Here is a 26,143-nt window from a genome sequence, read left to right as displayed (position 1 = left end):
AACCAAGCGCCAAGTTTAGACACGGCTATCGCTGTGGACATTTTTCTCCACCGCCAGGGGCAAAGAACAACAACAAAAAAGGGCTCGTTTGAGCCCTTTTTTCAGTTCACTATCATCTGTGGCAGATTAGATCTGCGGCAGTGACTGGCCTGGTACCCAGGGAGCCCCTTTGGCCTGCAACTGTTGCTCAAATGCCGGAATGGTGTCGCTCAGCATGATCTGCAATTCGTTGCGGATCGCTCTGAGTTCTTCCGTTGCCAGATCTAAACTGGTGCGAATAGAAGGCGTTGGTCCGTAGGTGGACAGGCCGGTTCCCAGAAGTGCATGGAACAGACGGTCACCGACAGTGGGCGTGTCATTCCAGGCACCCACCTGGTTTTTCGCCGGATTACCATTCAGGCGGCTATCCAGTGCCAACAGCTGGTTACGGATGTTTGCAAACTGGCGGTCAAACTCACCCGGTGCCACTGAGGTGCGATCCAGCGACTGCTCCAGCATATCCAGACGTTTCACCGCTTTACCCAGTGCCTGACCTGTGGCACTGGCCACACGCTGTACGTCTGCCACTTCTTTCCAGAAGGCTGCTACTTTTTCGCCATCAATTTCCTTCAGCGCGTTACGCTGATTCAGCTGTACCACCTCAAAAGTTTGCGGCGCCTGTAACTGAGTTACCTGACCGTCCACTTCTTTGCTCATGCTGACACTGTAAGTGCCTGGCGTAACCAGTGGTCCCTGAGGATTAGGCGAGAAGTAATTGCCCTGCATACCTATGGCCTGATGTGCCGGCCAGCGCAGATCCCAGCTGATGCGGTGCAGACCTTTTTTGGCCTTGCCCTGCAACTTGCGGATCACATTGCCCTGCGCATCACGAACAGTAAACCACACAGCCGGCTGTTGCTGACGCTTTTCAGCTTCCAGCGATTCCCACGAAGGGACACCAAATGACTTTTTATCTTCTTTCAGCGCTTTTTCTTTTGCCTGACGCTGTGCCTTCAGGCTCTGGATATCGTCTTTGAGGTAGTAGGTGAAGGTGGCACCAAAGTCAGGGTTTGGTGCACGGTATTTGTTACCACCCTGAGTGCCCACTTCGCCACCGCCCAGCGGGCTGCGCTGGATATACCACAGTGCATCTCGGGTTGGGAACAACAGAGACTCCTGCGCCAGCTTATCTTCCGACAGATTACGCAGTGCCCGATAGTCATCCAGTACAAAGAAACCGCGGCCAAAGCTGGCACCCACTAAGTCGTTTTCACGACGCTGAATGGCCAGGTCGCGGAACGAAATAGTCGGTACGTTGCCCGTCAGCTCTACCCAGCGCTTACCGCCATCAATGGTGAAAAACAGGCCAAATTCAGTACCGGCAAACAACAGGTCCGGATCAACGTGATCCTGTACCACACGCCACACTAAGTGCTTATCAGGCAGATTGCTGGCAATCGACTTCCAGGATTTACCGCGGTTGGTGCTTTTCAGCAAGTAAGGCTTATAGTCGCCAAATTTGTGGTTATCCAGCGCAATATAGACGGTATCCGGGTCGAACAGATCGGCTTTAATGTCGTTGATAAATGCCGTATCTGGTACCTTAGGCAGGCGTTTTACATCCACCTTACGCCAGGATTTGCCACCATTTTCGGTGATCTGAATATGGCCATCATCGGTACCTGCATATAACAAACCTTCGACCAATGGCGACTCCGACAAAGAGGTAATGGTGCTGTACTGCGACATCGCAAACATGTCCCAGGCGCCGTCCCAGCCTTGCTTACCGCCCATAATAGGCTGATGAATACGCTCACGATTTTTGGTCAGATCGCCGGAGATTGGCGTCCAGCTGTCGCCGCGGTCTTCAGATTGCCACACCCGGTGTGAGGCAAAATATAAACGCGATGGCTTGTGTGGGCTAACCAGAATAGGGGCATCCCAGTTAAAGCGCTCGGGCTTTTCACCTTTGCCAGGCTGCGGCTTGATATACACCATCTCACCCGTAGTGCGGTCATAACGGGTCAGGTTACCCTGCTGCCACTGAGCATACACAATATCCGGATTACCAGGCTCGGTTGCAGGCTGGTGGCCATCACCAAATAACACCACTTTCCAGTCGGTGTTCAGAATACCGTGGCTGTTGAGTGTACGAGACGGGCCACCCTGCGTATTGTTATCCTGTGTTCCACCGTAAATATTATAAAACGGCTTGTCGTCATCCAGTGCCAGTTTGTAGTACTGAGTCACAGGCAGGTTTTCGTGATAACGCCAGTGGATGCCGCTGTCAAAGCTTTCATATAAACCACCATCTGACCCCACCATCATGTAGTTTTTGTCACCCGCGATAAATTCCATTGCATGGTTATCGCCATGCTTGTCTTTTTCTTCCATTCTTTTGAAAGACTTACCACCATCTTTAGACTCGTGTAAACGCACACCAGCAAGATAGATATGGTCGAAGTAATGGGGGCTGGCGTAAAGTTCCTGATAGTAGTGCGGTCCGGTGCCGCCTGCTACCGCATCGGCACCTTTAACCCAGGACGCACCACGATCAGCAGAACGATATACCGCCCCGGTACGGCGGTCTAGTTCAATGGCGGCATATACCACATCCGGATTGATGGGCGAGACTTCCAGGCCAATTTTACCCATTTCCCCTTTAGGTAATCCCTGAGATAGTTTTTGCCAGGTTTTACCACCGTCGGTTGATTTATGTAGTCCAGAACCCGGGCCACCGCCATAATACGCAGCTACAGTTCGGTGGCGCTGCCAGGTGGCGGCATACAGTACATTCGGATCGCGCGGATCGATGGCCACGTCGGTCACGCCGGTCCAGTCGTTGTCACCCAGTACTTTGTCCCAGGTTTTACCGCCATCGATAGTTTTATACAAACCGCGCTGACCCCCTTTGCTCCATAGCGGCCCCTGAGCGGCTACCCAGACGATATTTGAATCCGTTGGATGCACGATAATTTCTGAAATATGGCCAGAGTTTTTCAGGCCCATATTGGTCCAGCTTGCGCCGCCGTCATGACTCACATAGATACCGTCACCAAAGCTGACATGACGACCCCCAACGTTCTCTCCTGTGCCGACCCAAACGGTATTGCTGTTATTTGGATCCAGCACCACAGCACCAATCGAATATACCGGCTGATCGTCAAAAACAGGCTGCCAGGTCACACCGGCATTATTGGTTTTCCATACCCCGCCGGAGCCCACACCCACATACCAGACACTGGTATCTTTGGGATCGATGGCAATATCCGCAATACGACCCGACATAAAGCCCGGCCCGATATTTCTCAATTCCATCCCCTTGAAGGTGGCAGCTGATAACACCCCTTCATCACTTTTGGCGGCCAGGCCAGGCAGACTGCACAGTGTCGTGGCTGCACCCAGCAAGGCAATGCGCATCGCGCGGCCAAGTTTTAGTTGTTGCATACATTTTCCCTATTATTATTGTGTCGATTACCCAAAGCGTTACAACATAACACTTTAAAAAACTTATTAACCGTATGTTACTTGCAGAGGCAGTGCAATAAGTGTGCGTTGGCGCTCAAATAAAATGCGACAAAAAGCCGAAGCAGGTGAACATGACGCCACAAAAATACAAGACAAAAACATTTAGAGGCATGATTTATTTGAAAAAGCCTGATATTAAGAAGATCTAATTCTGATGGCATTCGCAGTCAGGTTCAGAGTTTGTTTCGCAACATTCAACAAAGCCTCAGCGGGCACTAATCCATCGGGTACACTCTTTTTCGTGAATGACTGTTAACAGTGCAGATGACTGCCCCTGTCAATGAGGTGTGCTCACACCTGATCTGCAACACAACCAGAAGCACTAATCAGGCAACTGTTACATGACCGCGGGTACTCCATCAAATTGCCGCATCAATTGACTACCGTAGAGTGAGATAAACAAAAGAGATTATTTAGGTCCGCACTTGCAAATGATAGTGGATATCATTTGTGTTTTTAGAATAATCAAGTATCATTCCCGGAAAAATAATTTAACTCTCTCTAAACTCTCTGGAAGCTTAACGTATGAAATTGAATATTCTGGCTAAATCTGTTGGTTTAGCACTGGTTTCTGTCGCTACTGCATCAACCGCTATTGCAGATGAAACAAAAGAACTGGATGTAATTGTTGTACAAGGTCAAAAGATAGACCGGACTTTGCAAGACACCCCAAGCAGTGTTGCAGTCGTTACCAGCAAGGACATGGAACAAAACAACCTACAGAATATCAATGACGCCTTTTCTATGATGCCAAACGTATCTGGCGACTTTAATGATGGCTTCAGAATACGTGGCGTTGACTCGTTCTCAGTATCAGGCGGCGGTAATAGCTTCTTAACCAGTATGTACCTCGATGGCGCACCGCTGCCATTTCGTATGGTTAAAAGTGGCGGATTGTCTGTCTGGGATCTGGCGCAGGTTGAAGTGTTCCGGGGTCCTCAGTCGACTTTGCAAGGGCGCAACGCACTGGCGGGTGCCATTATGATCCGCTCGCAAGACCCAACCTATGAGCCATCCGCTAAATTTAAAGCCACCGTTGGCCAACACGGTCAGCAGGAATTTGCGTTCGCCGGTGGTATGGGACTGATAGACGATATGCTGGCATTCAGAGTCAGCTATGAAGACAAAGAAACCGACGGTGACATTGACAACATTACTCGCGGTGATACGTCTAATTTCGAAGAAAGCCAGACCCTGCGCACCAAAGTGCTGTTTGAACCAAATGACGACATCGATGTGCTACTGACTTACACCAATAATGAAAATCGCTTTGGTGTTTTCTGGAGTCTTTACGACTTTGGTGAGTCTCCGTTTGACCGTACCGTAGATTTCAACTCTCCAATCTGGGAAGAAACCAAAACCGATATCTATAACTTGGAAGTTACCTGGGATGTGAATGAGACAACATCATTCCACTCCATTACCACATACAACGAATCTGACTATGGCTATAACTGGGATGGCGATATGCAACCTACCCAGATTGTCAAAGACAATGCCAATCGCCGTACAGATGAAACCTTTAGTCAGGAACTCAGATTAACCTATGAATCTGACGATATTCAGGCCGCGTTTGGCTTGTATGCATCACAGGTTGATGTTGATGACCGAGCTGAGGGACAACGTGTCCTGACCCTGCAACAAGCGGTGGGTGTATCGGACTTTACAACGGCTGTTACCGGATTACTGATGCAACAAGGGCTTCCTGTTGAAGTTGCAGCGCAAACAGCAGCGATGGCTGCGCCTTTGTATCCTAATATCGACCCTGTTGTCCTTAATATGAACTACGGTTTAGCACAAAAAATTAAGACGGCAGCAATTTATGGTGATGTAACCTGGTCAGTCACAGATCAAATCGATTTACTGGCTGGCCTGCGATACGACACAGAAGAGCAAACCAATAGCGCAGATAACGCTTACACGATAGATAACCACCTACCTGATCCAACTCAGGTACCAGCACAATTAAGCCCACTTGTAACTGGGATCAATGCTTATCTGAATGGCTTTGCTGCTTCAGCCTCTGGCGTAGAACCTGAGTCAACTGAAGACTTTAATGCCTGGTTGCCTAAACTGGGCGCGACCTATCACTTTAATCAGGATATATCGACCAGCTTTATTTACCAAAAAGGTTACCGCTCAGGTGGGGTTGGCTTTAACATGGCCCGCTCTCGTATCTTTAGTTACGAGCCGGAGTACACCGACAACTATGAGTTATCGTTCCGCTCCGTATGGCTAGATGGCAAGCTGGTGGTTAATGCCAATGCATTTATGCTGAAATGGAAAGATCAGCAGGTAAAACAACGCCTTTCTGGAGCACTGTACGACACAGAAACCGTCAACGCCGGTGAATCTGAGGTAAAAGGCTGGGAGGCAGAAGTATTCTATTACCCAAGCAAAAATTGGTCAGTTACCGCGGGGGCAGGCCTGGCAAAAACCAAGTTCACCGAGTTTGGCCCACAGACAGGTCGTCCGTTCGCCGATGCTCCTGAATGGACAGCCAATGTGGCATCCAACTACACCTTTGACAATGGCCTGTACGTCAACGTTAACGCCAAATACACAGGATCAAGCTTAGCTTACATGAACCCTAAAGTGTCATTGGAAGCGGACAAGTACGCCCTTAATAATGAACCGGTGAATGATGATCGCTTAATTGTGAACTCGCAAGTGGGTTACAAGTGGGATAACTACAGCGTGCGTCTGGATGTCAGAAACTTACTCGACAAAGATTATATCCGCAGTTACTTCAAAGAAGCCGACAATGAGGGCAAGATGTTTACCAGTTACGGTCAGCAATATATTGGTAAGTCTCGTCAGGTCTCTTTGACTTTTCAAATGGAATTTTAAGCTCTCCTGAGCAAACTTACCCGTGAAATAGCCGTCGCATGGCGGCTATTTGCTTTACAACTGATTTCTACCATCAAATTCAAACTGCACCACTTTACAGTGACAACTTCCCGTATATTTCATTGTTTTTCCTGGTTTGTTAATAAGTTTTCCACTCACAAAAAGCTGTCTATAAAAGCAGCTTAAAATTAAACCTAATTACTTGCTCAGTACCGATAACGTTTCAATGTAAGCTAGTAATATGTTGAAATATAAGAAATTACCCATCAATAAAAACAATAATGAAAATCATCGTTGCGGATGACCACCATATCGTCAGGCAGGGACTGCTTGCATTGATCCAAACTGCCAGGGTCGGCTCTATCATTGCCGATGTTGATTCCGGTGAAAAGGCTTGGCAGCACATTCTCAGGCACGAGCCGGATATCGCCATTCTCGATATTACAATGGGCGAAGTCAGCGGGCTCAGCGTGTGTCAGCGCATCAAAGCGCGAGGCCTAAAAACCCGGGTGATTTTACTCACCATGCATAGCGACATAAAAGTGATCGACAATGCACTCGAGGCAGGTGCACATGGGTACTTGCCCAAAAGCGACGCCTTTCACTCGCTGATCAAAGCTATTCATACTGTACACACAGGCGGGCAATACATCAGTGACAGCCATCAATCTGAATTGCAAAGCTATCGTAATAATAAAACTGATTTTGAGTTAACCATTCGGGAAAAAGAAGTCATTCACCATATTGCCCTGGGCCAAACCAACAAGGAAATTGGCAAAGCCCTGTTTATCTCCGCCAAAACAGTAGATGCACACCGTACCCGGGTTATGAAAAAGCTGGGATTTAAAAAAACCGCTCAGCTGGTGCGTTTTGCGATTGAGCAAGGCTTATCGCTGTAATTTAACCGACACAGCACAAGCATTTGAGCCGATATAGGGGAAATACCCTATTTATCTCTACAAGCTGTCTTTGTAATTTATGCAGGCATTTCGATGAAGTGTAATTTCAATATTTTATACCCAATATATTCAAGGAACTGACAATGAAAATGGTATCTAAAAAAGCAACAGAAAAGCGGGCTACCTCAGCCCATCCTCTCTCTTTGGGCGCACGTATTGTTCGTGCAACCTTGCCTGTTTTTTTATGTAGCTTGCCCTTTCTCAGCCAGGCACAAACACCTCTAAAAGTTGGCAATGAATTTTTGGTCAATACGCATACTGACAATGACCAGCTTTTGAGAGACATAACGCCACTCGGCAATGGAACATTTATTGCGACCTGGATGAGTCAAGAGCAAGATGGAGATGGTAGTGGTGTGTATGCACAACGTTTCAACGCGCAAGGTCAACCTGTGGGCAGTGAATTCAGGGTTAACAGCGAAACGACTGGTGATCAAATCACGCCAAAGGTCGCACAATTGGCAGATGGTAGCTTAGTATTTTCCTGGATACAGAGTGAATCAAAGTCAAAACTGTTTGCAAGAAAATTTCAGGAAGATGGAACACCTATTGGGCAAGCTTTTGAGGTTTATGCCAGTCCTACCGAGATCTATGTTGGCGTTTCAACCACGGCGCGATTTGCCGGCCATTCAATCACCGCTATTGACAACGGGGGATTCGCGATTGGCTGGACAGATGTGTTTAATGGACGCAGTGGTATTAGTAATAAATACTATTCTTACGCAAAGGTTTTTACTGCTGATGGCACAGAGGTAGCACAAACCGATGCAGTTCAAGATGCCAGCGCTCCACATATTACTAACACCAATAACGGTGGCTTTTTTATGGTCTGGAGCGGAAAGATAGGTGGAGATAATGACGGGATCGGTGCACAAAGGTTCGATGCTAGCGGAGCTACTATAGGTCGCGCATATAGAGCAAATGGATATGCATTATCTATACAATCCTCAGCCAAAAGTACACAACTGAGTAACGGTGACTTTCTAATCACATGGCAAAGTGCTGGCAGAGGGATTTATGCTCAACGCTATGATACAACCGGCGTTGCACAAAGTAGTGAGTTTAAGGTAAACACCTTTAGCGGTGGTGTTCAGTCTTCTCCATCTATAGCCGCTTTGGACAATGGGGGTTATATCATAAGCTGGCAAAGCACTGAGCAAGATGGCAGCGAAGACGGGGTTTATGCGCAAGTATTCACAGCCGATGATACAGCTCACGGTGCTGAGTTCCTGGTAAACAATATAACGCAAGAAAAACAGGTATCACCCATTATCAAGGCTACAACCTCCAATGACTTCGTGATTGGCTGGTCTCACAAAGAACCAGTCGGAGACTACAATATTTATGCTCAGCGATTTCAGCTTGAAGCAGTACCTGTCAATGCCATGGCTCTGTCCTTACCACCATCTCCCGTGCTGGAAGGTGACATACTGACGCTTCCACTGAACGTATTGGGCGCCGATGTATATGGCCTGGATGCCGTGGTGAGCCTGAGTGACACCAGCAAAGCTCGTATCTCTGGTGGTGAATATGGCGAGTTTCTACCGTCGGATGAACGTTTATCCGTGCCCATGGGTATCAGTGACAACCAATGGGATGGTGCCCTCGCACTGATGGCCCCGGCCACCGCCAAGTCGGGCGAAGGCGATTTTGCCGCTGTTACTCTGATTGCCGAGCAAGCGGGCACCGTTAATCTAACCCTGCAAGCGCAAATGACCGACCAGCAAGGCAATTACCTGCTACAAAACAGTACCGACTACGCCTTCACCATTGCGGAGTCCGTCACCTTAACTGGCAACATTTCCAGCCTGAGCACCGCTGGCGACTACACCTTTGTGACGCTCTTAATCAACGGCCAGCCCGTCACCATTAACCCGGATGGCAGCTTCTCTGTCCGCGTTGGCCTGGGTAACGTCACCATGGCGTTAAGTGCTCCGGGATATCTCACGGCCGAAAAACAGGTCAACCTGGCAGCGGGTCAGGCTGATATCGACTTTGGTCAGATCAACCTGGTGGGCGGTGACAGCAATGGCGATAACCAAATCGACATTGCCGACCTGACCCTGCTGCTGGGCGCTTATCGCTCAATAGAAGGTCAACAAAATGGCTACGTCATGGCTGCCGACTTTAACCGCGACGGCGCCATCAACCTGCGAGATTTAACCCTGCTGGGTGCCAACTTTGGTAAACAAGGACCACAAAGCTGGTAACTAATAAATGGGGTTAGGGTTTAACGCTAACCCCTTTATATCAATTTTAAGGAGCAACAAGATGAAATTTATAGTGTGTATTGCCGTGTTACTGGTGAGTCTGAGTGCATTTGCAGAGCAAGGACGTATTTACCTTAATACCTCGGATCCGCACATTAAAACCGGCAGCGAGTTTTATGTGGATGTGATGGTGGACGGCTTGCCAGAAGTGTATGGCGTACAGCTAACCCTCAACTACGACGCCAGGACCATGACCTTGATTGATCAGGACACTAAAGCCAAAGGCGTTCAGCTTGAACAGGGCCACTTTCTCGATGAGGATCACCTGTATACCCTGCGTAACCAGGCAGACTCTCAAAAAGGTCAGATCCAGTATATCGTAAGTCAGGTCGCTCCGGCAAAAAGTGCGCTTGGTAGTGGACGCCTGGCCCGACTTTATTTTACTGCACCCGATAACGCCACCAACGCAGAGATCTCCATTCAAAGTGCTGAATTTGGTACTCGCAACGGCGAAAAATATGTGTACGTACCCCAGGCCCCTCTGGCCTTGAGTTTCGACGCCAGCTATCAGGTTCAAGATAAACCAGCCTCAGGAAATCAGATCTGGGCATTTGGCTCAGCTGCTGTGGTGCTGTTAATGATATTGGGTGGACTCTTGATGCGCAGACGACCTGCTGCCTCACACGCTGGTCAGCCAGCTTAGATAAAAGCGGCTGGTTAACGCTGCTTATACTGTGTCGGGCAATAGCCCCTGGAAACCTCGGCAGGACGTAACTTGCTGTGCTTGGTTGTCCGACCGCTAACCCGCTTGCGCCACAATCGAAAACTGGCAGGCTTAAGGTGAGTACGCATCAGCTTGATCAACGCAGATTCGTTTAATCCAAATTGCTGCTCGATGGCTTCAAACGGCGTTCTGTCTTCCCACGCCATCTCGATGACTCTTGATTGCTCATCATTCGTTAACTGCATTATGTGCTCTCAGGACTTGTCCAGCTTTATTAGTTAGTGACATTACGAGCCAAAAGGCTCTGTGGTTTAGATAGTTTATGATCTTTTTATGGGCTGGAGAATTTCGCGGGTGTGCGATAGTGAAATAGCAATTCAGTCCAGTACTGTGAAAATGAAGTACTTATCTCCGAGCTTTTTTGACACCCTGAGATGAGTACAAACCGTATAAGTACTTTGTAGATTTACGCATCATGCACAATGACAACGCTTAGTATGCAGGTTATCACAGTCAATCTGTAAACATGAACGACCTACACCATGGTCATACCGGCCTGGAGCCGGTATCTGCTTACAGGCTAACGTTTGAGCCTGAACAAGCTTCCATAGCGACAATAGCGTCTGGATAGTTCAGCAGGAATGGCAACAGCTTGTTTCTTTTTAGTGCTTTATTAAAAATAGGCTTTCCTGTCTGGTTAACACCACAGACTTGAAGCGTATTTTTTGCCAAATCCATTCCAATTAGACATACTTTCATTTGAACACCTCTTGTGATTTATATTGAATCGTCAAATCAATATTGGCGCATTGCGACGCCGTTTGCACTTGAGGTGTTCATCTCATCATCCTTGTGGAGGGCTTCCGGCTCATCCGTCCATGGCTGAGCGTTCAGCAAGCTGCGAAGCTTTGCTTCGGTCTATATTAAGCTACGAGTGGGCACACTTCCTTGTGAAGGGCTTCCGGCGCGTAACGCGTGTCATCAACATCCATGTCTCGCGTTCGCAAAAAAAGAGATACTTAATCTTAGGTACGAGTGGAAACACCTCCATGTGGAGGGCTTCCGGCTCATCCGTCCATGGCTGAGCGTTCAGCAAGCTGCGAAGCTTTGCTTCGGTCTTGCTGAACCCAAACATCCTCGTGTAGGGAGCCTTGGTAGATTACTTTGGTAGGGTCGAAGTGGATTGTCTGGGCCGACTTTTTCTGGGCCTGATAGTCTTTGGTCAGACTCATAATGGTTGGGGTGAGTTGAATGATGGCGTAAATATTCACTAAGGTCATTAACCCCAGTGCCATGTCTGCCAGGCTCCAGACTTGTTGCAAGGTGGCGCTTGCGCCCCACAATACCATAGCCAGGTAAACCGCGGTGTAACCAAGGCGCCCTGCTTTGTTATCCAATTTAAATAAGTGCAGGTTGCTCTCTGCATAAGCGTAATTGGCCACCACAGAGGTAAAAGCAAACAAGGTAATTGCGGCCGCTATCAAATACTCGCCCGCTTCTCCAAAGTGCGACTGCATGGCGTTTTGAGTGAGACTGATCCCCGCCATTTCGCCGCTGACAGGTAACCCTGACAATAGCACCACCACAGCAGTACAGCTACATAACACCAGAGTATCTATAAACACACCGAGCATTTGCACATATCCCTGCGCAACCGGATGATTGGGCACGGGTGTCGCGCCTGCAGCAGCATGGGGGACACTGCCTGCCCCGGCTTCGTTTGAATACAGCCCTCGCTGGATACCATTTTTAATGGCTGCGCCCAATGCCCCTGCACCGGCTTCGGTCAGGCCAAATGCCGACTGAATAATATCCAGCAACATAGCTGGCACTTGGGTAATATTGATAATTAAGATCACCAGAGCCGTTGCGACAAACGCCAGGCCCATAAATGGCACGATCAGTTCAGCAAACCGGGCGATACTGCGCAAGCCGCCATACACTATCATGCCAGCCAGCGCGGCAATCACCAGGCCTGTATAAAGCGGATTAATGGCAAAGGTATTATTGAGTGCCTCAGCAATTGTATTAGCCTGCATGGCGCTGAAACTAAAGCCATACCCCAGGAATAAACACAGCGCAAACACCACCGCCAGTTTAGGCTTACCCAGACCTGCACGAATGTAATAGGCAGGGCCGCCGCGAAACTCACGATGCTCATCCCGGACTTTATACAACTGACCTAAGACACTCTCTGCAAACCCGGTCGCCATGCCAAGCAGCGCAATGACCCACATCCAGAATACCGCACCGCTACCGCCCAGAGATATAGCCATTGCCACGCCGGCGAGGTTTCCTGTGCCCACCCGCGCAGATAGGCCGGTACACAATGCAGCGAAAGAACTGATCCCGGAACTGTCTCCACTCATGCTACCTTTCATCACACTGAACATGTGGCCAAAATGGCGAAACTGAACACATTTCAGTCGCCAGGTAAACCACACTCCGGCGATCAGCAGCAGGTAAATAAGTATCTGGCCCTGTCCCCAAAGAAGATTGTTAATCGGGTCTACAATAAATGCCATCATACTCACCTGCCTGTTGTAATTATTATTTTTGTTCCCGTCGTCTAACGCCGGGATAAGTGCACACCCGCCAGCATGCAGCGCACTGAACCGCCCGCGAGTTCTATTGCAGAGACGTCCAGCGGTAACAAGCTGACACATGACTCTAGTACCGCTATTTGTTCTGCCGCCAGTGCATCATATGCCGTTTGTGACAGCGCCAAAATACGACCCTTGTCTGAGCTAAGTTCCAGGGCGTTGCCACAAAACGCATTGATTTGCGCCTCACTCAACTCTATCAGCTTTTTACCTGCGAGCTGCAATCTTTGTTTAATTTCTGCGCGCCGTTTTGGGTCCACAATCATGTCAAACCCACCCAACGCGTAATCACTGCCAACACACAAAAGGACATTGGTGTGATAGACAGGAACCCCCTGCTCACTGATGGCATCAAACACCATAGGTTCGAAATTAAAGTGACTACAAAAACGCTCAAGCACATGTGAATCCGTGCGTTTAGATCGCGCCGTATAAGCAACGCGCTCGATATGGTCAAGCACCATAGCCCCCGTGCCTTCCAGGAACAGTTCGTCGTATTCCAGACCAGAATAATCGATCACATCTTGTACCCGATACTCACGTTTAAGCAGCTCAATAATGTCTGTGCGACGTTCCCTGCGACGATTTTTCGCATACATAGGGTAAATGGCAATTTGTCCTCCGGCATGCGTCGAAAACCAGTTGTTAGGAAATACCGAGTCGGGCGTATCCGTGCCCAGATCTTCAAACAAGTGGACCCTTACACCCGCCTCTTCCAACTGCTCTGCCACACGCGATACTTGTTCATAAGCCTGTTGACTGATGCCGCCATCAAATTGCTGGTCCTGAGACTGAAAGCTGTTGTCGGCCCGGGTTTCTTCATTGGGCAAAAAATGGTGTGGCCGGATCATCACAACGGCACTGGGCGCTTGTGGAAACATAACTGAGATACCTCTCTTAACTAAAACTGAAAAAATTCGTTACCTTTTATGCTGCAAGACTGGTTTGCAAGCTCGAAAGCCTGCGCCCTGCGCTGACAAGGTGTACAGAATAGACGTACAACTACCCAGAATATTTTTTCGTCGATTTACGACTATAAGAAAATAAATGCAAAAACGGTAGCAGTGATTTACTCCCATACCCAAAGTCAATACACTAGGCGCTGGTTTTACAAACTCAGGAAGTAGTGATGATCACGGTAGGTATCGACTTAGGCACAACCAATAGTGCAGTCAGTTATTGGGATGGCGAACAAAGTGTGTTAATCCCCAACTCTTTGGGCGACTATTTGACACCCTCAGTAGTTGGTATCGACAATAGCGGCGAAGTATTGGTAGGCAAATCAGCAAAGGAGCGGTTGATCTCACACCCGTTGCAAACCACCGCGCTGTTTAAACGCTATATGGGTACGCAGCGCACCGTAACACTGGGCAAGCAACATTATAGTGCTGCTGAGTTATCATCCCTGGTGCTCAAATCTCTTAAAGCAGATGCCGAAGCCCAGTTGTCACAGCCTGTGACGCAAGCCGTGATCAGTGTGCCAGCCTACTTTAACGATTATCAGCGCAAGGCCACCAAACTGGCAGCCGAACTCGCCGGACTGGAAGTGTTACGGTTGATCAATGAACCCACTGCGGCGGCGCTGGCCTATGGCCTGCGATCTGAAGAAGATGACACCCATTATCTGATCCTGGACCTGGGCGGCGGCACCTTTGATGTGACCATTTTGGAATACTTCGACCGGGTGATGGAAGTCAAAGCATCCGCAGGCGACAACCATCTCGGTGGTGAAGACTTTACCGGCTTGCTGATTTCAGATTTTTTGCGCCAGCACCAGCTGGAGCCCCAGCAACTTAACGAACATCAGCAACAAAATCTGACCCGTTTGATTGACGAGTGTAAATGTCGTTTGAGTGGCGAAAAGCAATCAAGCTTTGACATAGAACTAAGCGGACAAACCTTGAGCTACGAGCTCACTGAAGAGAAAATGCGCGACATCTGTCAGCCGCTGCTAAACCGCTTACTCTCACCCATTGAGCGGGCATTTAATGACGCAGGTCTGAGCCCTTCAGACATAGACCACATTGTGATGGTTGGCGGCGCATCGCGCATGAATATCTATAAACAATGCCTTATCAAAGCACTCAAGTGCTTTCCAACCACCCAGCTCGACCCTGATCTGGTAGTTGCTCTTGGCGCGGGTATTCAGGCAGGTCTGGTAGATAAAAATGAAGCCCTGGATGATGTGGTGCTGACCGACGTTTCTGCATTCAGTCTGGGCACTGATACCCACAATGAACACGATACCGATGGCAAGGTCGGTGGATACTTTACCCCTATTATCGAGCGCAACACGGTCTTACCATGCAGCAAAGAGCGTACTTTTTTTCCTGTCCACAAAGATCAAAAGCAGCTGTTGGTGACGGTGTTTCAGGGTGAAAGCCGCTATGTCAAAAACAATATCAAACTGGGTGAAATTGATGTGCCGCTGCCCAAGTCAGGCGACATTGGTGACAAAATGATCCGGGTACGCTTTACTTACGATATCAGTGGCCTGCTGGACGTAGACATTACGGTAGAAAGCACACAGCAAACTTTCAGCCAGACCTTTGAGCAATCATCGTCCACGCTGACGGACAGGGAAAAGAGCCAGCTAAAAGAGAAAATGCAAAAGCTCAAAGTGCACCCAAGAGCGCAGCAACGTAACCGACTGCTGATGGCAAAACTGGAGCGCATCTACGAACAAAGCCGTGCCCAATATCGTGAGCAAATCGCAGAATTAATCACATATTGGGAAGCCGCATTAAGCAGTCAGGACAGCCAGCGTATCGATCAGGCATATCAGGAAATTGCGCAGTTTTTAGATGAATTAGGTGAATAAAAGTGACAGACAATCCCTGGGAAGTACTGGGCATCGACCCCGGTGCCGATAAAAAGACCATAAAACGTGCCTACACAAGTAAACTTAAGTTGTGTAAACCCGATGAAGATCCCGAAGGGTTTCAGCAACTGCGTGCCGCCTACGATGCAGCTTTAGCTTATCTGGATGAGCAACCACAGCAACGCGTAAAACTGGGCTCAACAGATGCGCTGCACAGCCAGCCTGATACTCAGGCTGAGCCAGAAACTGCGCCCCCAGCCACTTTGCCCGAAGCAACCGAGCAACCCGATTTTTCCGCCCAGGAACAACACGTAAGCCATGTTGAACCGAGCATACCTGCTAACAATCAGGAAATGCAGGAGTTTGAAAAAGAACTGGCGGAGCTGCTGGATAACTCCTATCGCCGCAATCAGCAAGGTGCCTGGCAGTTACTGATTGAACACCCTGCCTGCGTGGATGTGCAAAACCGTCGAGCGGCCTCGCACCGGATATTTTACGCCATACTGAACTATCAAAAGTCGGAGCGAGCAGAGGTCACTCCACTGGATATAGAAGTCCTGGTGTTTTTAAACCTGCACTTTGACTGGGCGGAAGATCAGGAGCTGGAGGAGCAGGTGGGTCATCCCGACTTTTACAACATGACCCACAAAGAGATGCCAGAACCAGAAATTCGTGTTGAGCCAGTTGGTGACACCAGTAACATTGCGAATCTGTTTATCGGTCTGACCATTCTCTGTGCTCTGGGCCTGATCATGATTTCTATCTAAGCATCGGGCATTTCATGTGGCGGCTGGGCTGGTAGAGGTTGAGCGCCACGGCTGCGCTTGCGCCACCAGGCAGCCAGCACCGAGCCACTGACATTGTGCCAAATCGAAAACAAAGTCCCGGCCAGCGCGCTGGCCGGGGCAAAAAACTTCATCGCCAGCGCAACCGCCAGACCCGAGTTTTGTAACCCCACTTCCAGTGCTATCGTTCGGCAACTCTTTTCAGGTAAACCCAGCTGTCTGGCAACCAGGTACCCAAGTGACAACCCTGTCGTATTGTGCAGCACCACAGCCAACGCCACAATTGGCCCTATGGTTGGCAAGGTAGCAGCATTTAACGCCACCACAATCGCGATGATCAGCACGATAGCAGCCACAGAAAACAGGGGTAATAAAGGTGTGAACCTTTTCACTACATCGCTGAAAAAATGATTAATCAACACACCTGCCAGTACCGGGAACAACACGATTTTGAGTAAGTTCAGCATCATTCCGGCCAGCGGGATATCCACCACCTGACCGGCCAGTAACTCAACCAGCAAAGGAGTCAGGATCACGCCAGCCAAGGTACTCATGGCTGTCATGGAAATAGATAAAGCGACATCACCTTTGGCCAGAAAACACATCACATTGCTGGCCGTGCCTCCGGCGACACACCCAACCAGCACCATGCCCAGAGTCAGATCAGCATCAAACTGAAACAACATAGCAATCAACAGGGCCACCACCGGCATCACGCTAAACTGCAAGACAAGTCCCGTCAATACAGCTTTAGGCTGGCTGAGAACATGGCGAAAGTCTCCAGGTGTCAGGGTTAATCCCATGGTCAGCATGATGAACGCCAGCAGAGGAATAATGGCGGCCTTTAAGGAGACAAATGGCGCCGGTGAATAGAACGCGCACACACTTAGTGCAATGGCCCATACGGGGAACAGTTGAATGACAAGACGCAGCATAGTAAGCGCTCGGTTTGAAAGCAAAAGTGTCTTTTTTATACCTTATTAACAGGCGAAAACAAATCCTGCCACTGTACTCGTTTTTTCTCATCTTTATGATAAGGTTAGGCCTATATTGTGGACATTCCCGAAGAACTGACATGGCCGAGTACCGCTTTTTATCATACCGTTTCGACTGCCAGACCCATACGCTTAAGCAAGGAAAACAGACGCTGGAACTGCGCCCAAAAGCCGCCCAGGTGTTAGGCTACCTGTTGCAACATGCCAATATTCTTGTCACCAAACAGCAGATCATTGAAGCGGTCTGGGGCCATACCTATGTACAAGACCACCGTTTATTTCAGCTGATCAGCGAGCTCAGAAAACTGGCACCTGAGCAGGAATTGATCCGCACCTACCCAAATCAGGGTTACTGCTGGCAGGTAAAGACCAAACGAGTGTCGACTCGTCCAATGCGCCAGCTAGCGGCTCTGGCGGCCTCAGTGGTATTGTCTCTGGGTACCGTCAGCACCGCCTATCTAAACAGTCAGCATAGTGCAACCACAACACCAACCTTTCTGCCCGCGCTGACGGCCTATCACAAGGCCATCATTGCCTTTGAGCAACAGGACTACGCACACGCACAGCAATGGCTGACATTCAGCCTTCAGGAAAACCCGGACTCAATCGAAGCTCAGTTACTGATGGCTGAAACCCTGCTGCAACTCAAAGACACTGCACAGGCACAACATTATGCCAATAATGTTGTTAAACATACTTTGGCCAATAGCTATTATTTTTCTCAGGCATCCGACGTGCTGAGCCGTCTATCTGCCAGCCAGGCCCGATTTACTGAAGCACTGGATTTTGCCATTCAGGGACAACAGGCCATAGATGAACAGGCAATTTGCAGTGCTGTGGTCATGCAACAGCGGATCGCCGACTTGATCCTGGCGCAACCTACACCTTTGCACTCACCCAAATTACAAAACGCTACGGTACAACTGGTCACAACACCAGACTCACACCCGCAGCAGGCTACCCTGTGCAAGCAGCTTACCCAGCCGGGACCGACCTCTATGCGCTTATGTCCTGCAAACCATGACGTTCAGACAGGTCGCGAGAGATTGGCTTAAGTTGCTGATTTTATTAGTTTGATAGAATATTATAGGTAGCTTAAGACGAATTTATAAGTCCTGTGTGGCAACACACGTTATAACCGGTGTAACTTAATCACAACCGGAAATAATCACCATGAGTTTGTCTTGTAAGTTTACAACCTTACTGCTTGGCACAGCCCTGCTAAGCGCCCCACCTCTGGCTGCCCAGTCGCTAAGCCCAGCCTCTGAGACACCTGTTACCCCAATGGAAAAAGCAAAAAATAAATTGCGGGCGCTGACGGGGACAGACATTGACTTTGAACTGCACCCCTACTCGGACGACTTCTATCGTCTCACCCTGGGCAATGAACACTTACTGCTGTCAAAAGATGGTAATTACCTGTTCAGCGGTCGTGTCATCGATGTACGAAACAGGGTGGATCACATTCGTAAAATACAGCAAATTGCTAACCGGCAAGGTATGGCAAACATCCCCTTCGAGCAACTACTTACTTACCCTGCAACAGATGAAAAGTATAGCATTACCGTTTTTACAGACATCGATTGCCCCTACTGTCGCAAGTTCCATAAGGAGTTGCCTGCATTGAATCAGCTGGGCGTCACCGTGCATTACGTTATGATCCCAAGAGGTCGCGCAGGCAGTCCAGCCTACGAGAAAACTGCAGCAACGCTTTGTGCTAAAAGGCCTAACGAGGCAATGGACGCAGCCATGCGCAGCACGCCAGCACCAACTGAAAACGCAGCGTGTAAACACTCACTTGAGCTGCAGGTTAAGTTGGCCCAGACTTTTGGTTTTCAATCAACACCGACCATTTTGCTGCCAAATGGGGAAGCGTTACCAGGCTATGTACCAGCCAGGGAGCTGGTTGCGCGGCTGGAAAACGATAGAACAGCCAATTCTGACTGAGTGAAAGTATCTGTAATTGGCAATCTGCCGAAGACGGGTTATTATTCAATCATTCATAATAACCCCTCGCCTCTCACTCACGGCGCGAAATAATGCGGGTAGTATTGCTGGACGTTCGATGCTAAAGATGCGCTTAACTTGCCTGCTCAGGCCACAAATTCAGAAGGTAATTCTCTGTACCTTAATAGGCTTCCTGATGTGTATATCGTCAGCACATGCCTTTTCTATAACCGAGGCACGACAGCAACTTGATAATGCGCATACAATCAAAAGTTCGGCACCTCAGTCAGCCATTATACTATTGACTCAGCTGGCGGATGAACCCGCCCTGCAGACTCATCCGGCTGAGTACTATGATACCCTGGTGACGCTGGCTCATACCTTGATAAGTCAAGGCGACTACAACAAAGCACAACAACGTAGCGAGCAACTACAAAGTTTCGCCGTCTCACAGGACAATGCATATCATCAAGCTTACTCTTTTTTGCTGCTGGGCTTTATTGCCGACAACCAGAGTCACTTTGAGCAGGCACAGACCTACTATAACGATGCACTTGAGACCTCAATAGATGCAAACGACAATGAAATGATTGCGCAGTCCTACGAGCGGATTTCCGCAGTGCTGCGCAGACAGGATAAGTATATTGACGCCTTAAAAGTAGCCCAAAAATCGATTAATGTACTGAGCATTTTGGGTGAGACTGAAGTTTACGTAAAAGCCTTGGTCAATCTGGGAATTATTCAGACCGCACTTGGCGACCACGAAAGTGCACTTGATACCTTTACCCGCTCTTTTGAACTCAGTCGTGAGTTAAGTTTTGACAAAGGCATTGCCGACTCCATTTATGAGTCGGGTGTGGTATATCAGAGGATGGAAAACTACCCTGCGGCGCTAAAGCACTTCAAGATGGCGCATGAGCTGGATGAAAAGTCAGGCAACCTGATTGACATTGGCAACAGTGCTATGCGCAGTGGTTTTATGGCACTGGAAACGGGTGACCTCAAAGAAGCCGAGCATTTTGCCAAAAAATCCGAACAATTATACCTTCAGGTTGACTCAAAGAGCGGTCTGACCCGTAGCTACAATCTGCAAGCGCGAATCGCTTTGGCATCCGAGCAGTTAGCACTTGCCAGTGACTACGTAGCGCGTTCGGTAGAGATTGCCAATACCTACAATCTGACAGGGTATCTGGTGGCATCGCAGCTCACTCAGGCAAACATTGCGGCAGCTCAACAAGATCATGAAACCACGTTACAGCTGGCCCATGCTGCGCTCGATACCGCAACACGCATCAACGACAAAGATGGGCAGATCAAATCCTACAAACTCTTGTCAGATACCTATCAAACCATTGAAGATCCGCAAAAAGCGCTAAATTCCCATCTCAGATACACCCAACTCAGAGATGAACTGGGCAACAGCCAGCACAACTTAACTCTGGCGGCATTACAAAGTCGGGTTGAATTCATCCGTAAGCAACAAGAAATCGAAACGCTGAATCTCGACAAAGCCTTAAAAGACACCCAATTGAGGGAACGGGAGTGGCAGCTCAAAGCCTGGTGGTTCGGCACTGCGGGGATTTTTATGCTGGTTCTGGCCATAGTATACCGGCAAATAAAAAAGCGTAAACTTGCAGCTGAACGGGCGGCGCTACTACAAGAGGTGGTGGATAAAAAGAATGCAATGCTGGCGGATGTGTCCCATGAGATCCGCACACCACTGACCGCCTTACAGTTACAGGTTGAGGCGTTACAATTCAACATCGCTCAGGACGTAGACGCCTCTTACAACACCATCAATCGTAAGCTGTCGGATATCAACCGTCTTATTTCAGACATACACCAGCTGGCGATGGCCGACTCACAAAGTTTGCACCTAAATCTGGTGCAATGTAACCTGACCGAAGTGATGACACTGTGGGAGCAGGAGTTTGCTCTGTTTACGCACGGCAAAGGCTTTGACTGGGAAGCCCAGATTCAGCTCACTGGTGAGATCACGGTCAGCTGGGATGTCGATCGCATCAAGCAGGTGCTCACGAACTTAATCGCCAACAGTACTTTATACACAGATAAGCCAGGTAAACAAAGGCTGACGGTCTGGCAGCAGCAAAAACACATCCACATTACTCTGGAAGATACCGCACCCGGTGTTGCAGATGAGTACCTGAGCGAAATATTCGAACGGCTCTTCAGGGTAGAAAAGTCTCGCAGCCGACGCACAGGCGGCTCTGGTTTGGGCCTGGCTATTTGCAAAAGCCTGATTGAAGCGCATCAGGGCACCATTTATGCCCAGCACAGTGAGCTGGGCGGGTTGAAAATGGTGATAAGACTGCCTCTGTCAGTAGGCTAAGGCACCTGTTTCCGATCATGGCTGCCGTAATCGCGCAGCACCGATGCTACACGAATGCGGTAATGCTCAAAGATGTGCTCCCGCCCCTGTTGCTGGGCTGCTCGATGTTCTTCCTGCGTTCGCCATTGCTGCACTGCCGTCTCATCCCGCCAGAACGAGAGTGACAATAACCGATCGGAGTCGCTCAGGCTTTGATACCTTTCTATAGATATAAACCCGTCTATTTCTTGCAGTTTGGTTTTTAGGTCAGCCGCAACATCCAGATAAACCTGCCGCTTTTCTCTGTGCGGGGTCACTTCAAAAATAACGGCTATCACTGTGCGTTCACTCCCTGCAAAAACGTCTGCGGAACACAAGATAAAAAGCTGCGTTTTTCCTGCAAAATAAACCGCTCTTTAAGAGCAAAGTTAAAATTATCCCGGCCTTGCTGATCTGCCTTGAGCCAAACCCGATACGCCTCGTATTCGGCCAGGCTGGCAAAATTGATCAAGCCATAAGCCACAAAATTGGTGCCTTCGTGTGGCAAAAAGTAGCCAATCAGCTCTCCTCCACACCTTGGGATGATCTCCCCCCAATTGCGGGCATATTGCTCAAACAGCGCCAGTTTGCTCGGGTCTAACTGATATTCGATAAAGCAAGTGATCATAGTACATTGTCTCCGTTAGTGTTTTTAGGCACTATACAGACCACTCAATACCTATGCTTCGGCCTGTATCGAACTATTCCTATGCACGAACCCGATATCACCCTGATTGCCAGCTTAATTGGCGAGCCCGCCAGAGCCCGTATGCTCATCGCTCTCATGTCGGGTAAAGCGCTGACAGCAACGGAGCTGTCACTGGAAGCGGATATAACTGCCCAGACTGCCAGCAGTCATTTGGCGAAATTGGTTGAAGGCTCGCTACTGGCGGTCAGAAAACAAGGCAGGCACAAATACTTCCAGCTTAAAAACCAGAAGGTTGCAGGGTTAATTGAGCAACTCCTGACGCTCAGTAGTGAAATAACTCTGAAAACACACACAGGGCCAGCGGATCCCTACTTACGACAAGCACGCGTCTGTTATGACCATATTGCAGGTGAGCTGGGTATACAGCTTTATGACGCGCTGGCTGAAGCTAACTACATCGAAGACAAACAAGCTGAAACCCTGCTGACTCCAAAGGGGATCGCCTTTTTTGAGCAACTGGGTGTCTGCGTTCAAACACTTAGGAAAAAAAAGCGCCCGATCTGTAAATCTTGCCTGGACTGGAGTGAACGGCGCAACCACCTGGCAGGTAGCCTGGGACACTGGATTTTAAATGATGCACTTGAGCGAGGGTGGCTGCAAAGAGTACCGGACTCCCGGGCACTTATCCTGGATAAAACCCGCGGCAACCTCTTTGCAAAAACCTATGGTATTGCGTTTACAGGCAATACTGAGAAATGATTTTATACACCTGATTGATGTTATCGCCCGCTTTAAACTCTTTGGTAAGCGGCTCGGGCTCTGAACCAATCCAAATTTTCAGCTCCGCGTCGAGATCGAAATGACCCGCCGACTCTTTGCTAAATTTGGTGATTTTACCGTACGGAATGCTCAGCATTTCGACTTTCGAGCCGGTGACTCCCTGCTTGTCTATCAGGATCAGGCGTTTGTTCGTGAATACAAACATATCCCGGATCACTTTGTACGCCTGCGCTACACTTTCCCCTTCAATCAGGGTGTCGTTGAGTAGCTTATCCAGCTCATCGCTGTCTACTTCGCTGGCATTGCCTAGTAACCCACTTAATAGTCCCATCTGGTTGCTCCTTTTTATTTAATCAGCCACAAGCTTAGTAATATAACCGCTGTTTGTCGAAAGCCTTATCTTATTGCTCGCCTAAGCTGCCATAAGGTAAGGCTCTCGGCCCTGGTGTTTGTCCTTACGACGGTAGCTGCCTTTGCCTTTTTTGCTTTTCTCTACTTTGCTTCTAAACAGCGGGCTGGTTACCAATGCTTTTAAAGCGTTGTCTTTTATGTCGCCACGTAAATGTTCGTGGGACTGGCTGCGTTTGCTTGCCATACTCTTTTTGCTCCTGAATTTAGTTTAAATAACCACCAGTTGTGGCGCGCTGATTATTGATGTATTCCCCCTCGTACGCAAGTCAATTTTTTACTTTTTTCGTAAAAATTTTTTTGTTCATTTCGCCTTCAGCTCAAGATTGTAACTCTCTATGCGCTATACTTTTTTCTTAACCGTAGAGTCGCACTAAAAAACCCTATGCGCAGCATTAAAACCTCAAACGGCATTACCCTGAGCTATCAGGATTGCGGTAACCGACATGCCCCGGCCATCATTCTGATCATGGGACTGGGCGCACAAATGACGGTGTGGCCTGACGAGCTGTATTTTGGCCTGGTCGACAGAGGATTTAGAGTCATTCGCTTTGATAACCGGGATACCGGGCTATCGAGTCACCTTGACGAACATGGCACGCCCAACCTGTTCAAAACCTGGTTGCGCCGCAAAGTGCCATTTGGTAAACAAGCCCCCTACTCGCTAGAGGATATGGCAGACGATGTGCTGGCGCTAATGAAAGCGCTAAAAATTAAAAAAGCCCACCTGGTCGGCGCCTCAATGGGTGGCATGATAGCGCAAATTCTGGCAGCCAAGCAGCGTAAAAAAGTGCTCAGCCTGACCTCAATTATGTCTAACTCAAACAACCAGTTGATCTCTGGGAAAAGCCTGGGGGTTCTGATCAAGCTGGCACGGCTCACCCCCCGAAACAACAGCCCACAGGCCGCGATTTCTTATAATGTCAGACTCAATCAGCTAATTGGCAGCCCGGCCTACCCCAGAGATGAGCAAACCCTCCGCGAGCAGGCCACCATGCATATCAGCCGTGCCCATAATCCGGCTGGGTTTAAACGCCAGCTGGCGGCCATCACTGCCAGCGGCGACAGACGTCATTTATTAACCCGGATCAAAGCGCCCACTTTAGTGATCCACGGCACCCACGACCCGATTTTTCCGCTCACGGCGGGTGAGCAAACCGCGGCCGAGATCCGCAAGGCACGGCTCAAAGTGGTAGAGGGCCTCGGGCATGACTTTCCGCCCATACTGATGGGAAAAATGGCCAAGTGGATTGCCAAACACGTAAAAAGGGCCGAACTCAAACGGCTTAAAAAGAAGCGCAAGAAAAAAGCGGATACACAAAAAGAAGTACAACTATCCTTGCAAGAGGAAACGCCCTAACCATTAAATGTGCGCTTTGGCGCAATATTCACTTTTCTTCTGAGCAATTTTATCGGTATGCTTAGCAACACATCAGACCAGTTAAAATCATCAACATGAAAACACCTATTACCGACTTACTGGGCATAGAAAAACCCATCGTCTTACCTGGCATGAGCTGGATCTCAGTTCCCGAGCTGGTTGCGGCAGTATCCAATGCCGGCGGCCTGGGGATCTTAGCCACCGGACCGTTATCGCAGGAGCAAACCCGTCAGGCCATTGCCAAAATTCGCACCCTCACCGACAAGCCCTTTGGCGTAGGGATCACTTTGCTGATGCCCGGCGCGAAAGAAAACGCCAAGGTCGCGCTGGCTGAGCAAGTGCCGGTGATTAACTTTTCGCTGGGTAAAGGCGACTGGATAGTGGAAGGCGTTAAACGTTACGGCGGCAAAACCATCGCCACAGTCGTGACCGAAAAGCATGCTCTGGCCGCGCAAAAAAGCGGCGCGGATGCCCTGCTGGTAACCGGCCATGAAGCCGCCGCACATGGCGGTGAGGTCACATCCCTGTGCCTGGTACCCAACATTGTTGAGCTGGTCGACATTCCGGTGATTGCAGCAGGTGGATTTTCCGATGGCAAAGGCTTGCTGGCAGCTCTTGCACTGGGAGCCGATGCCGTTGCCATGGGCTCCCGTCTGGCAACCAGCACACAAAGCCCGGTCCACCAGAATGTAAAGCAGGCGGTGGTCGATAAAAAGGTCGCCGACACCATTTACTCTAAAAACTTCGATGGCCTCTACGCCCGGGTAATGAAAACTCCGATGGCAGAAAAAGCCACCCGCCGCCCGATGAACCCTATAGTGGCCGTTTTTAAGTCCTTTAAAGCTTCAAAAATGGTCGATATGCCGCTGTGGAAATTACTACTGGGCTTACTGGCTCAGTTCGACAAAATCCGTATGCTGACCCTTTTTGGCGCCGCCACCGAAAAGTTGGAAGCCGCCACCATCAGGGGCGACCTGGAACACGGCGTCCAGTTTATTGGCCAGTCACAGGGGATGATCCGCGACATCGAACCCGTTGAGGTCTTGATCGAACGAATCATGGCTGAAGCGAAAGCCGAGCATGCCCGGGTAAGCAAGCTACTGGATGAGTGATTTGCAATAACAGCTTATTTCGCAAGTAAGGCCACAGGGTGATT

The 26,143-nt window shown here is 49.2% G+C and carries 21 protein-coding genes and 1 pseudogene; 12 read left to right on the top strand and 10 right to left on the bottom strand.

All coding sequences use genetic code 11. The features are described 5' to 3' along the window. Positions 1-126: 126 nt before the first annotated feature. Positions 127-3,426, bottom strand: coding sequence for a VPS10 domain-containing protein (locus tag CWB99_RS01345; protein ID WP_138553288.1), 3,300 nt, complete (start codon positions 3,424-3,426; stop codon positions 127-129). A 606-nt stretch (positions 3,427-4,032) separates the two neighbouring features. Between CWB99_RS01345 and CWB99_RS01340 the strand changes: the two genes are divergently transcribed. The 4 genes from CWB99_RS01340 (at position 4,033) to CWB99_RS01325 (ending at position 10,229) form a co-directional block, all read left to right on the top strand. Next, positions 4,033-6,357: a TonB-dependent receptor gene (locus CWB99_RS01340; RefSeq protein WP_138553287.1), complete on the top strand. Its 2,325-nt coding sequence runs from the start codon at positions 4,033-4,035 to the stop codon at positions 6,355-6,357. A gap of 281 nt (positions 6,358-6,638) precedes the next feature. After that, complete coding sequence (locus CWB99_RS01335; protein ID WP_138553286.1) at positions 6,639-7,256, top strand: response regulator transcription factor; 618 nt, start codon at positions 6,639-6,641, stop codon at positions 7,254-7,256. A gap of 143 nt (positions 7,257-7,399) precedes the next feature. Beyond that, positions 7,400-9,526: a dockerin type I domain-containing protein gene (locus CWB99_RS01330; protein WP_138553285.1), complete on the top strand. Its 2,127-nt coding sequence runs from the start codon at positions 7,400-7,402 to the stop codon at positions 9,524-9,526. A 61-nt stretch (positions 9,527-9,587) separates the two neighbouring features. After that, positions 9,588-10,229, top strand: a complete 642-nt coding sequence (locus tag CWB99_RS01325; protein WP_171045231.1) for a cohesin domain-containing protein — start codon at positions 9,588-9,590, stop codon at positions 10,227-10,229. 14 nt (positions 10,230-10,243) lie between these two features. Here CWB99_RS01325 and CWB99_RS01320 read toward each other — a convergent pair whose 3' ends face one another. The 4 genes and pseudogenes from CWB99_RS01320 to ctlX all read right to left on the bottom strand — a co-directional run bounded on the left by CWB99_RS01320 (position 10,244) and on the right by ctlX (position 13,734). Continuing rightward, complete coding sequence (locus CWB99_RS01320; RefSeq protein ID WP_138553283.1) at positions 10,244-10,495, bottom strand: TIGR03643 family protein; 252 nt, start codon at positions 10,493-10,495, stop codon at positions 10,244-10,246. Between the two features lie 340 nt (positions 10,496-10,835). Beyond that, positions 10,836-11,009: pseudogene (locus tag CWB99_RS01315) on the bottom strand (IS110 family transposase); the annotation flags it as partial. Positions 11,010-11,317: 308 nt separating this feature from the next. Further along, complete coding sequence (locus CWB99_RS01310; protein WP_249331591.1) at positions 11,318-12,778, bottom strand: alanine/glycine:cation symporter family protein; 1,461 nt, start codon at positions 12,776-12,778, stop codon at positions 11,318-11,320. A 41-nt stretch (positions 12,779-12,819) separates the two neighbouring features. Continuing rightward, positions 12,820-13,734, bottom strand: a complete 915-nt coding sequence (gene ctlX, locus CWB99_RS01305) for a citrulline utilization hydrolase CtlX (RefSeq protein WP_138553282.1) — start codon at positions 13,732-13,734, stop codon at positions 12,820-12,822. Between the two features lie 248 nt (positions 13,735-13,982). Here ctlX and CWB99_RS01300 point away from each other — a divergent pair, with 248 nt between their 5' ends. Together CWB99_RS01300 and CWB99_RS01295 are read left to right on the top strand one after the other, a co-directional pair. Beyond that, entirely contained in the window at positions 13,983-15,674 is a 1,692-nt protein-coding gene (locus CWB99_RS01300) for a molecular chaperone HscC (protein ID WP_138553281.1), read from the top strand. A 2-nt stretch (positions 15,675-15,676) separates the two neighbouring features. Continuing rightward, positions 15,677-16,441, top strand: a complete 765-nt coding sequence (locus tag CWB99_RS01295; RefSeq protein WP_138553280.1) for a J domain-containing protein — start codon at positions 15,677-15,679, stop codon at positions 16,439-16,441. Here the strand turns inward: CWB99_RS01295 and CWB99_RS01290 are convergent. After that, the gene (locus CWB99_RS01290; protein ID WP_138553279.1) at positions 16,438-17,394 is read right to left on the bottom strand and encodes a bile acid:sodium symporter family protein; all 957 of its coding nucleotides are present in this window, start codon (positions 17,392-17,394) and stop codon (positions 16,438-16,440) included. The genes CWB99_RS01295 and CWB99_RS01290 overlap by 4 nt on opposite strands. A gap of 140 nt (positions 17,395-17,534) precedes the next feature. Here CWB99_RS01290 and CWB99_RS01285 point away from each other — a divergent pair, with 140 nt between their 5' ends. From CWB99_RS01285 to CWB99_RS01275, 3 genes are all read left to right on the top strand, one after another. Further along, positions 17,535-18,509, top strand: coding sequence for a winged helix-turn-helix domain-containing protein (locus tag CWB99_RS01285; protein ID WP_171045230.1), 975 nt, complete (start codon positions 17,535-17,537; stop codon positions 18,507-18,509). Between the two features lie 118 nt (positions 18,510-18,627). Further along, complete coding sequence (locus CWB99_RS01280; RefSeq protein ID WP_138553277.1) at positions 18,628-19,401, top strand: DsbC family protein; 774 nt, start codon at positions 18,628-18,630, stop codon at positions 19,399-19,401. A gap of 196 nt (positions 19,402-19,597) precedes the next feature. Beyond that, the gene (locus CWB99_RS01275) at positions 19,598-21,751 is read left to right on the top strand and encodes a tetratricopeptide repeat protein (RefSeq protein ID WP_171045229.1); all 2,154 of its coding nucleotides are present in this window, start codon (positions 19,598-19,600) and stop codon (positions 21,749-21,751) included. On the opposite strand, the gene CWB99_RS01270 is transcribed toward CWB99_RS01275, so the two are convergent. Beyond that, a complete protein-coding gene (locus tag CWB99_RS01270; protein WP_138553275.1) occupies positions 21,748-22,068 on the bottom strand; it encodes an antibiotic biosynthesis monooxygenase family protein in 321 nt (106 codons plus the stop codon). The genes CWB99_RS01275 and CWB99_RS01270 overlap by 4 nt on opposite strands. Further along, positions 22,065-22,397: an NIPSNAP family protein gene (locus CWB99_RS01265; protein ID WP_138553274.1), complete on the bottom strand. Its 333-nt coding sequence runs from the start codon at positions 22,395-22,397 to the stop codon at positions 22,065-22,067. The genes CWB99_RS01270 and CWB99_RS01265 overlap by 4 nt, the downstream gene beginning before the upstream one ends. 81 nt (positions 22,398-22,478) lie before the next feature. Between CWB99_RS01265 and CWB99_RS01260 the strand changes: the two genes are divergently transcribed. Beyond that, the gene (locus tag CWB99_RS01260; RefSeq protein WP_138553273.1) at positions 22,479-23,177 is read left to right on the top strand and encodes an ArsR/SmtB family transcription factor; all 699 of its coding nucleotides are present in this window, start codon (positions 22,479-22,481) and stop codon (positions 23,175-23,177) included. On the opposite strand, the gene CWB99_RS01255 is transcribed toward CWB99_RS01260, so the two are convergent. Next, positions 23,155-23,529, bottom strand: coding sequence for a PH domain-containing protein (locus CWB99_RS01255; RefSeq protein WP_046003562.1), 375 nt, complete (start codon positions 23,527-23,529; stop codon positions 23,155-23,157). The two genes, CWB99_RS01260 and CWB99_RS01255, sit on opposite strands and share 23 nt — an antisense overlap. A gap of 81 nt (positions 23,530-23,610) precedes the next feature. Continuing rightward, positions 23,611-23,793, bottom strand: coding sequence for an alternative ribosome-rescue factor A (locus CWB99_RS01250; RefSeq protein WP_046003563.1), 183 nt, complete (start codon positions 23,791-23,793; stop codon positions 23,611-23,613). Positions 23,794-23,991: 198 nt separating this feature from the next. On the opposite strand from CWB99_RS01250, the gene CWB99_RS01245 reads away from it, so the two are divergent. After that, positions 23,992-24,966 carry an alpha/beta fold hydrolase gene (locus CWB99_RS01245; RefSeq protein ID WP_138553272.1) on the top strand — a complete coding sequence of 325 codons (975 nt, stop codon included), beginning with the start codon at positions 23,992-23,994 and terminating at the stop codon, positions 24,964-24,966. Positions 24,967-25,061: 95 nt separating this feature from the next. Beyond that, positions 25,062-26,099 carry an NAD(P)H-dependent flavin oxidoreductase gene (locus CWB99_RS01240; RefSeq protein WP_138553271.1) on the top strand — a complete coding sequence of 346 codons (1,038 nt, stop codon included), beginning with the start codon at positions 25,062-25,064 and terminating at the stop codon, positions 26,097-26,099. The last annotated feature ends 44 nt before the right edge of the window (positions 26,100-26,143 follow it).

Source organism: Pseudoalteromonas rubra (assembly GCF_005887095.1).
GTDB classification, from domain to species: domain Bacteria; phylum Pseudomonadota; class Gammaproteobacteria; order Enterobacterales; family Alteromonadaceae; genus Pseudoalteromonas; species Pseudoalteromonas rubra_E.
Note: the sequence above shows the minus strand (reverse complement) of the source record. Positions and strands in the feature narration are given on the sequence as shown.

What these genes read in the sequence shown, in the direction of transcription:
- CWB99_RS01300 (WP_138553281.1), top strand. Translation starts at nt 13,983, where the DNA reads ATGATCACGGTAGGTATCGACTTAGGCACAACCAATAGTGCAGTCAGT.
- CWB99_RS01250 (WP_046003563.1), bottom strand. Translation starts at nt 23,793, where the DNA reads ATGGCAAGCAAACGCAGCCAGTCCCACGAACATTTACGTGGCGACATA.
- CWB99_RS01335 (WP_138553286.1), top strand. Translation starts at nt 6,639, where the DNA reads ATGAAAATCATCGTTGCGGATGACCACCATATCGTCAGGCAGGGACTG.
- CWB99_RS01265 (WP_138553274.1), bottom strand. Translation starts at nt 22,397, where the DNA reads ATGATCACTTGCTTTATCGAATATCAGTTAGACCCGAGCAAACTGGCG.
- CWB99_RS01290 (WP_138553279.1), bottom strand. Translation starts at nt 17,394, where the DNA reads ATGCTGCGTCTTGTCATTCAACTGTTCCCCGTATGGGCCATTGCACTA.
- CWB99_RS01345 (WP_138553288.1), bottom strand. Translation starts at nt 3,426, where the DNA reads ATGCAACAACTAAAACTTGGCCGCGCGATGCGCATTGCCTTGCTGGGT.
- ctlX (WP_138553282.1), bottom strand. Translation starts at nt 13,734, where the DNA reads ATGTTTCCACAAGCGCCCAGTGCCGTTGTGATGATCCGGCCACACCAT.
- CWB99_RS01320 (WP_138553283.1), bottom strand. Translation starts at nt 10,495, where the DNA reads ATGCAGTTAACGAATGATGAGCAATCAAGAGTCATCGAGATGGCGTGG.
- CWB99_RS01240 (WP_138553271.1), top strand. Translation starts at nt 25,062, where the DNA reads ATGAAAACACCTATTACCGACTTACTGGGCATAGAAAAACCCATCGTC.
- CWB99_RS01275 (WP_171045229.1), top strand. Translation starts at nt 19,598, where the DNA reads ATGTGTATATCGTCAGCACATGCCTTTTCTATAACCGAGGCACGACAG.
- CWB99_RS01260 (WP_138553273.1), top strand. Translation starts at nt 22,479, where the DNA reads ATGCACGAACCCGATATCACCCTGATTGCCAGCTTAATTGGCGAGCCC.
- CWB99_RS01340 (WP_138553287.1), top strand. Translation starts at nt 4,033, where the DNA reads ATGAAATTGAATATTCTGGCTAAATCTGTTGGTTTAGCACTGGTTTCT.
- CWB99_RS01330 (WP_138553285.1), top strand. Translation starts at nt 7,400, where the DNA reads ATGAAAATGGTATCTAAAAAAGCAACAGAAAAGCGGGCTACCTCAGCC.
- CWB99_RS01280 (WP_138553277.1), top strand. Translation starts at nt 18,628, where the DNA reads ATGAGTTTGTCTTGTAAGTTTACAACCTTACTGCTTGGCACAGCCCTG.
- CWB99_RS01255 (WP_046003562.1), bottom strand. Translation starts at nt 23,529, where the DNA reads ATGGGACTATTAAGTGGGTTACTAGGCAATGCCAGCGAAGTAGACAGC.
- CWB99_RS01325 (WP_171045231.1), top strand. Translation starts at nt 9,588, where the DNA reads ATGAAATTTATAGTGTGTATTGCCGTGTTACTGGTGAGTCTGAGTGCA.
- CWB99_RS01245 (WP_138553272.1), top strand. Translation starts at nt 23,992, where the DNA reads ATGCGCAGCATTAAAACCTCAAACGGCATTACCCTGAGCTATCAGGAT.
- CWB99_RS01285 (WP_171045230.1), top strand. Translation starts at nt 17,535, where the DNA reads ATGGCCGAGTACCGCTTTTTATCATACCGTTTCGACTGCCAGACCCAT.
- CWB99_RS01310 (WP_249331591.1), bottom strand. Translation starts at nt 12,778, where the DNA reads ATGATGGCATTTATTGTAGACCCGATTAACAATCTTCTTTGGGGACAG.